Annotated in this window: 8 protein-coding genes; 5 read left to right on the forward strand and 3 right to left on the reverse strand. The window is 61.7% G+C overall.

Annotation, left to right across the window (positions count from 1 at the left end; genetic code table 11):
- Positions 1–2: 2 nt before the first annotated feature.
- Positions 3–569, reverse strand: a complete 567-nt coding sequence (locus VMR03_RS01445) for an invasion associated locus B family protein (protein ID WP_325401551.1) — start codon at positions 567–569, stop codon at positions 3–5.
- Between the two features lie 195 nt (positions 570–764).
- Here VMR03_RS01445 and VMR03_RS01450 point away from each other — a divergent pair, with 195 nt between their 5' ends.
- The 4 genes from VMR03_RS01450 (at position 765) to VMR03_RS01465 (ending at position 5,868) form a co-directional block, all read left to right on the forward strand.
- Entirely contained in the window at positions 765–2,579 is a 1,815-nt protein-coding gene (locus VMR03_RS01450) for an extracellular solute-binding protein (protein ID WP_325401553.1), read from the forward strand.
- A gap of 181 nt (positions 2,580–2,760) precedes the next feature.
- A complete protein-coding gene (locus VMR03_RS01455; protein WP_325401555.1) occupies positions 2,761–4,116 on the forward strand; it encodes an OmpP1/FadL family transporter in 1,356 nt (451 codons plus the stop codon).
- Between the two features lie 104 nt (positions 4,117–4,220).
- Positions 4,221–5,513: a glycosyltransferase gene (locus VMR03_RS01460; RefSeq protein WP_325401557.1), complete on the forward strand. Its 1,293-nt coding sequence runs from the start codon at positions 4,221–4,223 to the stop codon at positions 5,511–5,513.
- Complete coding sequence (locus VMR03_RS01465; RefSeq protein WP_325401559.1) at positions 5,506–5,868, forward strand: cupin domain-containing protein; 363 nt, start codon at positions 5,506–5,508, stop codon at positions 5,866–5,868. The genes VMR03_RS01460 and VMR03_RS01465 overlap by 8 nt, the downstream gene beginning before the upstream one ends.
- A 4-nt stretch (positions 5,869–5,872) precedes the next feature.
- On the opposite strand, the gene VMR03_RS01470 is transcribed toward VMR03_RS01465, so the two are convergent.
- Complete coding sequence (locus VMR03_RS01470) at positions 5,873–6,631, reverse strand: histidine phosphatase family protein (protein WP_325401561.1); 759 nt, start codon at positions 6,629–6,631, stop codon at positions 5,873–5,875.
- The gene (locus VMR03_RS01475) at positions 6,628–7,758 is read right to left on the reverse strand and encodes a CaiB/BaiF CoA-transferase family protein (RefSeq protein WP_325401563.1); all 1,131 of its coding nucleotides are present in this window, start codon (positions 7,756–7,758) and stop codon (positions 6,628–6,630) included. Before VMR03_RS01475 ends, VMR03_RS01470 begins: the two co-directional genes overlap by 4 nt.
- Positions 7,759–7,900: 142 nt before the next feature.
- On the opposite strand from VMR03_RS01475, the gene VMR03_RS01480 reads away from it, so the two are divergent.
- On the forward strand, positions 7,901–9,457 hold the full coding sequence (locus VMR03_RS01480) for an acyl-CoA synthetase (protein ID WP_325401565.1): 1,557 nt from the start codon (positions 7,901–7,903) through the stop codon (positions 9,455–9,457).
- Positions 9,458–9,517 lie beyond the last annotated feature (60 nt).

Consider the following 9,517-nt stretch of genomic DNA (forward strand, 5'->3'; position numbering starts at 1 on the left):
GATTAGGCCTTAGGCTTCGGCAGGGCTGCGATCGCGGCGCCGAAGCCGTCGAGCTTCACCGGCACCTTGATGTCGCCCTTGGCGGCGTGCTTGAACAGCACTTCCATTTCCTTGCCGCCCTTCAAGGCTTTCAGATTTTCAGCCGAAAGCGGCATTTCCGCCTGGCAGCCGAGCGGAATGCAGAAGATGTACGGTCCGCCGAATTTCGGTTTCGGGCTGTTGTCGACGTTGACGCCGAGCCCGGCCGGGAGAACGGTTCCGAGCGGCACAATGGCGAAGACGAACATGCTGCCGTCCGTCTTCTTCGGAATATAGCCGACGCCGAAATAGAGTACGCGCTGTTTGCCGTCCTCGATCCGTACATCGACGAAGGCGAAGCATTCCTTCTGCTTGGGATCCTTCGGGCTGACTTCGCAGCGCGTTGCCCAGCTCCCGTACTTCTTGATTTCGGGCTTGGGTTCCGACGCGGCAGGTGCCGCGGGTTTGGCGGCATCGGCCGCCAGCGCCGGCGCCAGCGGCGTACCGAGGGCCAGGAGCAAGGCGCCAAGCGCCACACGACGGAAAAACATGAAGAACATCCTTTTCTAAGGCTATAAACAGCCCGGCTTGCGGCTCATCCTCGAGTCGCGCGCGATTATAGATATCCGGCTTTGCTCCGATAGCCCGAAGTCGCGCGTAAACGGCGCATTAAATCGCGGTAACCTTTAACCGCCCTCGATTTTTCTAGGCTGATTAAAAACGGGGCACACGGTACGGGAGATCGGATGTCAGGCGGAGCATATGCGGGGGTTCTGGCCGTGATCGTGGGGGTTCTCGTCCCCCTGCTTGCCCATGCGGAACCCCGTCCGGCCATTGCCATGCATGGCGATCCGGCCTACCCACCCGGCTTTACCTCCTTCGAATATGTAAATCCGGACGCCCCTCGGGGGGGAACGATCCGCTTCGGTGCGATTGGCGGATTCGACAGCCTTAACCCTTTCATCGTGCGCGGCACGCCGGCCATCGGCTTGCGCGAATATGTCTTCGAAAGCCTGATGGCGAGGGGCTACGACGAGGCGTTCTCGCTTTATGGCCTTATTGCCGAAACAATCGATACGCCGCCGGACCGGAGCTGGGTCACCTTTCGGCTGAGACCAGAAGCCCGGTTTTCGGATGGCACGCCAGTCACCGTCGACGACGTGATCTTTTCGCTGGAGACGCTGCGCGACAAAGGACGTCCTAACTACAAGAGCTATTACGACAAGGTCGTCCGCATCGAGCGGCCGGATTCGCAGAGCGTAAAATTTGTTCTGCGTCGCGACCCGGGCGAAGAGAGTGCGGATCGAGAAATGCCGCTCATCCTCGGTTTGATGCCGATTTTTCCGAAGCATGTTTATGAGGCGCGCAATTTCGATCAATCGTCGCTGGAGACGTCGGTCGGCAGCGGTCCCTATGTCGTCGAGAGCATCAAGCCCGGCAAGAAGATCGTCTACCGGCGCGATCCCGCCTATTGGGGCGCCGGGCTCGCCGTGAACCGCGGTCAGAACAATATCGAGCATCTGGTCTACGACTATTACCGCGATAGCAATGCTTCATTCGAGGCATTCAAGGCCGGGCTCTACGATGTCCGCCCGGAAGAGGATCCTGGCCGCTGGGTGACGGAGTATGATTTTCCTGCGGTGCGCGACGGGCGTGTTCGCAAGATGGATTTCGAGACTGCATTGCCGTCCGGCATGAAGGCGATGGTCTTCAATATAAGGCGGCCCGCCTTCGCCGACCGGCGCGTCCGCGTGGCGTTGACCTATCTCTTCGATTTCGAATGGGCAAACAAATCGCTCTATCACGGGGTTTACAGACGTATACAGAGTTATTTCGACAACTCTGAGCTCTCCTCCGCAAAGCGGCCGGCCGGCTTGCATGAGCGCGCGCTGCTTGCGCCCTACCCCGATGCCGTTACACCGGAAATCATGTCGCATGGCTATCAGCCGCCAGTGAGCGATGGAACGGGCCAGAACCGGGCCAATCGTGTGAAGGCATTGTCGCTGCTGCGAGAGGCCGGCTACAGGATCGCGGACGGCCGGGTCGTCAATGCCGAGAGTGGCACGCCGCTCGGCTTTGAAATTCTGGTGGCGACTCCCGCGGACGAGAGACTTGCACTCGTCTATGCGAACATGGCGCGCCGGGCCGGCATCGACGTTCAGGTGCGAAACGTCGACTCGAGCCAATATCAGGGGCGGCTCGACGCCTACGATTACGACATGATCTTCTTTTCCTGGACGAGTTCGCTCTCACCAGGAAACGAGCAGAGCTTTCGCTGGGGATCGGAAGCGGCGGACGCGCCGGGCAGCTACAATTTCATCGGGATAAAGAGCAAGGCCGTCGATGCGATGATTTCGGCACTTCTCGCGGCGAGGACGAAAGAGGATTTCATCAGCGCGGCCCGTGCGCTCGACCGGGTTCTTCTTTCCGGGAATTATGTCATTCCGCTTTTCTACTCGCCCTCGCAATGGGTGGCGCTATGGAATCGGGTAAAAGTGCCAGCCAGAAGCTCTCTCTACGGATACCGAAGTGCAACCTGGTGGATCGACGAACCGAAGTGAGCTCGACAACACCGGCCCTTTCGCTTTTTTCCATATTGAAGTTGGATTTTTCCGCACCAGGTAAATGGAACCGATTGCGAAGTCTCGTGTTTAGGTCGGCAAACGGGGGCGGCCGGGCCGGCTCCGATATCCTTGTTTCGAGTGCGGGAATTCAATGGAAAAGATGGGTTGGAGGCGCTGCGTGGCAGCGGGAAGTGTCGTCGTGATGGCTTTCGTTTCTCACGACGTCGAGGCCGCTGGTTTCTCCGTCCACGAACAATCAACCGCCTCGCAAGGCACCGCCTATGCGGGCTCGGCGGCGGGCGGCGAGGACAACAGTGCTGCCTATTTCAATCCGGCGGCGCTTGCGCTCTATCCAGGCGTGCAGATCTCCAGCGGGTTTTCAGTGGTGACGGGCGACGTTTCGTTTTCGCCGCAAAGCGCGAGTACGAATACCGGCGCGCCGGTGACCGGCGGCGACGGCGGAAATCTCATTCACACAGGCTACGTACCCGCTTTCACGGCATCCTGGCAGTTCGCGCCCGATTGGGTGGCAGGCCTCTCGGTCAATGCACCCTATGGGTTCACGACCGGCAGTGACGATCCGGGGTGGATCGGCCGTTACCAGGCCCTCGGCTCGCGCGTGCGGTCCGTCGAATTCGATCCAATGCTGGCGTGGAAACCCACGGATTGGCTTGCCATCGGCGGCGGCGTCCGGGTCATGTATTTCGATGCGCGCCTCTCCAACGCGCTCGATATCGGTACCATTGGCGCGACCTCTCTCGGTGTTCCCCTGCCTGGATACAATCCCGGCGATCCCTCGCAGGACAGTTACGTGACCGTCAAAGGCTCCGACTGGGCCTATGGCTACACGTTGGGCGCGATGCTCCTGCCGCGACCGGACACGCGGATTGGCATCGGCTTTCGATCGAAGATGCAGGTCGACCTCTCGGGTAACGCCTATTTCGACCTGAGTCCGGAGGGACAGAACCTCTCCGATCTCTCCGGCCTCATCGGACAAAGGCAGCTCGTCAACACGGGCGGCCAGGCTTCGATAACGACGCCGGAGATGGTCATGATCGGCGTCCAACACGACCTCTCACCGGAATGGACGCTTGCCGCCGAAGCGGACTGGACGCGCTGGAGCCGTTTCCAGGACCTGACGGTCACTTTCGACAATCCCAACCAGGCGCCGGTCGTCACCACAGAGGGCTGGCGCAACAGCTGGTTCCTTTCTCTCGGCGCGATCTACAGACCGACGGAGAAGTGGACGCTGCGCGCGGGCGTCGCCTATGACGAAGGCGTCGATCCCAATGCAGAATTGCGGACGCCACGCATTCCGGACTCGGATCGCTATTGGGCCTCGCTTGGCGCCGGCTACAAGCTCACCGATGCGACGACGATCAACGCGGCCTATACGCATATTTTTGCGCCGAAAACGTCGATCCGGCAGTCGACCGACGACCCGAACAATGCGGATGCCTATCGTGGCAATTTGTCGGGCACGGTCGATGCATATGCCGATATCGTCAATGTCGGATTCACGATGACCTTCTGAGGAGCGGCCAGATTCTTCGGACGGCGGGTGTGGAAGCGCCCGCCGTTGTTTTTTGTGCAGGCCTTGTCGTAGGCTTCGACGGTGCAAAAGACGCAAGGGGCGCCATGTCGCGAACGATCGCCTTCTTTCCTGAAGCCGCCTACGGGCCGGCCCTCAATTCCGTCGGTATCGCGCAGGCGGTACAGGCCCTTGGTCACAAGGCGGTCTTTCTCTCCGATCCCGGCTTTCTCGATGTCTATCGCGGTTATGGTTTCGAGGCGCATGCGGTCAACCTCTCAGAACCGATGCCGCCGGAGCAGATGGCGAAATTCTGGACCGATTTCATCAACGGGCACATTCCGAACTTCAACAAATCGCCTTACGAGCAGATCGACAATTACGTGCGCGACTGCTGGGAGGCGATTGTCGAGACGGCAAAATGGGCGCAGAAGGATTTGCCCGGTGTGCTGTCGACGGTGAACCCGGATCTCATCTGTGTCGACAACGTGATCCTCTTCCCGGCGATCAAGCAGTTCGGCAAGCCGTGGGTCCGGATCATCTCGTGTTCAGAAAACGAGATAGAGGACCCGGACATTCCACCGCATCTTTCAGGCTGCGGCGAGACGGACAAGGCTTGTCATGAGGCCTACCGCGCGCGCTTTGAGGAGGTCATCAAGCCGATCCATGACGACTTCAACACTTTTCTTGCCGCGAACAACGAAACGGCTTATCCGCTCGGGCAGTTCTTCGAAGCCTCGCCTTTCATGAACCTGCTGCTTTACCCCGAAGCGGTGAAATTTCACCGGCGTCATCCGCTGCCGCCGGCACAGTTCCAGTATCTTGAGGGCTGCGTCCGCTCGGAAGCGCCTTACGAGGTTCCGGTTTTCGCCGCGAACACCGATAAGCCGCTTCTCTATGTGAGCTTCGGCAGTCTCGGCTCGGGCGATACGGCGCTGCTGAAGCGGCTGATCGCGACGATTGGCAAGCTTCCCTATCGTGCACTGGTCAATGTTGGCGAGTACAAGGATCAGTACGATGCCCTGCCGCCGAACGTGATCGTCGACAGCTGGTTCCCCCAGCCGTCGGTCATTCCGCTGGTCGATGCCGTCATTCACCACGGAGGCAACAACTCGTTCACCGAGTGCCTTTATTTCGGCAAGCCGGCGATCATCATGCCCTATGTCTGGGACGGCCACGACAATGCAACGCGGGTCGACGAAACCGGCCACGGATTCAAACTGCATCGTCAGAACTGGACCGAGGACGAACTGGCGGCGAAACTCAGCGCCTGCATCGGCGATGCGGCAATGAAGGCGCGCCTCGCCGCCGCCAGCGCGCATATGCAGGCGCAGAACGGCCCGCAAAAGGCCGCGCGCATTCTCGACGGTCTGGTCAAAGGAGTTCACGCGAATGTCTGACACCCTCGCCGCCACCGCGCCGAGCCTGCGCGATGTCGCAACGCGCGACGATCTCGTCGACTGGGGCGTCATCCCGACCATGATCGAAGGGCAGTCGCGCACCTCGGGGCGGGTCATCTATAAAGGACCGGAAGGCCGCTCCGAATCCGGCATCTGGGTCTGTACGCCGGGCAAGTGGGAGTGCCATGTCACGCGCGACGAGTTCTGTCACTTCATGTCGGGCCGCTGCACCTATGTGCATGAGAGCGGCGACGTGATCGAAATCGTGCCGGGAACCGCGGCGTTCTTTCCGCAGGACTGGAAAGGCGTCTGCACCGTTCACGAGACGGTGCGCAAGGTCTACATGATCCGCTGAGAAATTAGCGCGGGTCCTTGGCGAAGATCGCTTCGAGGCTCGTCATGTTCATGCCGTGCTTGAAGTAATTATAGGGCGTGACGTTGACGGCCTTGATGATGGCGCGCTGGATTTCCGTGCCGATGCTGCCATCTGCCTTCGGCACCATGTCGAAGTCGACGACATTGATGCAGGCTGGGTCCTGCTCGAAGGCCTGCACGGCCTTCAGCCCGCTTCCCTTCGCGCCGAGCGCCGCCCAGCCGAGGATCAGCCGGTTGATGCCCTCATGCGCCGCAATGAGTATTGTATGCCAGCCGGGCTCCGCGAGGAGGCGCTGCACAGCGCCAATGGCGCGACACTCGGCATCGGCAAAAACCTCTCCATGTTCGAGCATGGTCGCGCCGGGTTCGCCCGCCAGCTCGAAGTGATAGGCCATTTTGGCGGCGAGTTCGGCGCGGCTTTTTACCTCGCCGAAATGCCCGCCATGGATTTCGATGAGGTCCGCCTCGATCTCAAGTGCAGGGACCGGGCCTTCCGCCTGGCCGGCAAGCACCCGTTCGGCGGTCTGTTTCGTGCGCGGCACGCCCGAGCAGATCGCCCGGTCGAAGCGCACATGCGACAGGGCGCGACCTGCTGCGTCCGCCTGATCCTGGCCGAGCGGCGTCAGCGGCACGACCTTGGTATCGCCGCTTGCGGCCTGAATCTCGCGGCCGAAATAATCGACATGACCGTGACGCATCAGATAGATGCGCCGCCGGCCCGTCGTCCCTGGCAATGCGCTCAAATCGCTTCAGCCTTCTTCAGCGCGTCGACCTCGCCCGCGGCAAAGCCCCAGTCCTTCAGAACTTCGAGCGTATGCGCGCCGTTCTCGGCGACGGGCCCCTGAATCTTCGAGACGGTGCGTGAGAAGCGGGGCGCGATATTCGGCTGGGCAACGCCGTCGATCTCGACGATCGTCTCGCGCGCCTTGTTATGCGGATGATCCTTGGCTTCGGCGATCGAGAGCACCGGCGCGAAGCAGATGTCGGTGCCTTCCATGATCGCGCACCATTCATCGCGCGTCTTCGTCCTGAAAACCGCTTCGATCTTCGTCTTCATCTCGGGCCATTTCGAACGATCCATCTGGTGGCTCCAGATGTCCTCCGTGAGGCCGGCCTTCTCGCGCAGGATCGCGTAGAACTGCGGCTCGATCGAACCGATCGAAATCCACTTGCCGTCCTTCGTCTCGTAGGTGTCGTAGAAATGCGCGCCGCCATCGAGCATGTTGGTGCCATGCGGTTCCTGCCAGATGCCGGCGGCGGTGAAGCCGAAGAACATCGACATCAACGAGGTCGCGCCGTCGGTCATGGCCGCATCGACGACCTGTCCCTTGCCGGACTTGTTCGCCTCGACCAGCGCCGCGAGCATGCCCATGGCCAGATAGAGCGCACCGCCGCCGAAATCGCCGACGAGGTTGAGAGGCGGAACGGGCTTCTCGCCGGGACGGCCGATCGCGTGGAGCGCGCCGGTCAGCGAGATGTAGTTGATATCGTGGCCAGCGGCCATCGCCATCGGGCCGGTCTGGCCCCACCCCGTCATGCGCCCGTAAACGAGCTTCGGATTGCGCTTCAAGCAGACCTCGGGACCGAGGCCCAGGCGTTCCATGACGCCGGGACGGAAGCCTTCCTGCAGAATGTCGGCTTTCTCGATCAGCTTCAGCGCCGTCTCGACGGCTTCCGGCTTCTTGAGGTCGAGCGCGATCGAACGCTTGCCGCGGCTGGCAATCTCGTATTTCGAGCCGCCGCGCGCGCCCTTGCGGTCGATGCGGACCACATCGGCCCCCATGTCCGCGAGCAACATGCCGCAAAAGGGTCCCGGCCCGATGCCTGCGAATTCAACGATCTTCACGCCATTCAGCGGCCCGCTACCCATGTCCCGGCTCCCTTTGATTTGCCTCTTTGTTGGGAGTCTTTTAGCCGCTGGCGGGACGGGCGTAAACGCCGCATGAAGTGACGTAGGGGCTGCCTTGTCGCTCGTACTTGCCTCGCCACCGCTCCGCCCCTACAAAGCTTCCATGTCGCTTCTCGCTCCCAAAATCGCCCGGGGCTATTCCGGCGAGGCTTGCCCGGTGCGCTTCAACATGGCGCGCTACTGCCTTGCACGCGCCGCCGTCGAGACGCCGGCCAAGACGGCGCTGATCGTCGTTTCCGATGCGGAGGCGCCTCTGGCGGAGGCCGAGCACTGGAGCTATGGCGCGCTCGACGACGCGGTGCGGCGGATTGCTGCGGGGCTTTTCTCCGAAGGGTTCAGGCCCGGCGAGCGGTTGATGATCCGTATGCCGAACACGAGCGATTATGCTCTGCTCTTCTTTGGCGCCATTGCCGCAGGGCTGGTGCCTTTGCCCTCTTCTTCGCAGCTCACCGAAACAGAGGCGGATTTTCTTCTGAAGGATTCGCATGCCGCTGCTGTCGCAATTGCGGGCGACATGGAAATCCATGCCGGCAAGGCCCGCATCATCGATGCCGTCATGCTTGCCCGGCTGAAGGCGCATCCGCCGCTTGGCGACTATGCCGATACGGAGGCGAATGATCCGGCGTTCCTGGTCTACACATCGGGCACGAGCGGGAAGCCCAAGGGCGTTTTGCATGCGCAACGCAGCGCATGGGGACGGCGGCCAATGTATCAGGGCTGGTATGGCATCGGACCGGACGACGTCGTGCTGCATGCCGGCGCCTTCAACTGGACCTATACGCTCGGCGTCGGGCTGACCGACCCTTGGGCGAACGGGGCGACGACCGTTCTCTATATCGGGCCGAAAGACGTGCAGGTCTGGCCGAAGCTCCTCGAGCGGACGCGGGCGACGCTCTTTGCCGCCGTGCCGACGCTCTATCGCCAGATCCTCAAATATTGCGATCTCGGCCAGCACGATCTCTCCGCTCTGCGTCACGGGTTGACCGCCGGCGAGGCGCTGTCGCCCGCGCTGCTCGATCAGTGGCATGCGGCGACGGGAAAGAAGCTCTGCGAGGCGCTCGGCATGAGCGAATGCTCGACCTATATCTCGACGGGCCCGCGTATGGAGGTGAAACCCGGTAGCCCCGGCAAGCCGCAGCCGGGCCGCTGCGTCGCGGTGCTCCCGGTCGAGGGAGGCACCGAGCCCCTGCCCGTCGGCAAGACCGGACTGCTCGCCGTCCACCGCAGCGATCCCGGTCTGATGCTGGGCTACTGGCAGCGGCCGGAAGAGGAGACGGAGGTTTATCGCGGAGAATGGTTCATCGGCGGCGACCTCGCCTCCTTCGATAAGGACGGCTATCTCTGGTATCACGGTCGCGCCGACGATGTGATGAATGCGATGGGCTATCGCGTCTCGCCCGCGGAAGTCGAAGCGGCCTTGTCGGACCATCCGGACGTTGCCGAAGTCGCGGTAACGGAACTGCACGTTCGGGACGATGTGAGCGTCATCGCCGCTTTCGTCGTGCCGAAGGATGGAGCGAGGCCGGACGCGGCCTCCATCCTCACCCATGCCGAGACACGGCTGGCGGCCTATAAACGTCCGCGAGAAATCGTCTTCGTGGAAACATTGCCGCGCACGGCCAATGGCAAGGTGATGCGCCGGGCGCTCGCCGCCGGATAATCAGCGATAGCTATTTGCCTCGATCGGCGCGGGCGTCGGCGTCGGTACGAATTGCTGCTG

Source organism: Parvibaculum sp., assembly GCF_035511255.1.
Classification (GTDB): Bacteria; Pseudomonadota; Alphaproteobacteria; order Parvibaculales; family Parvibaculaceae; genus Parvibaculum.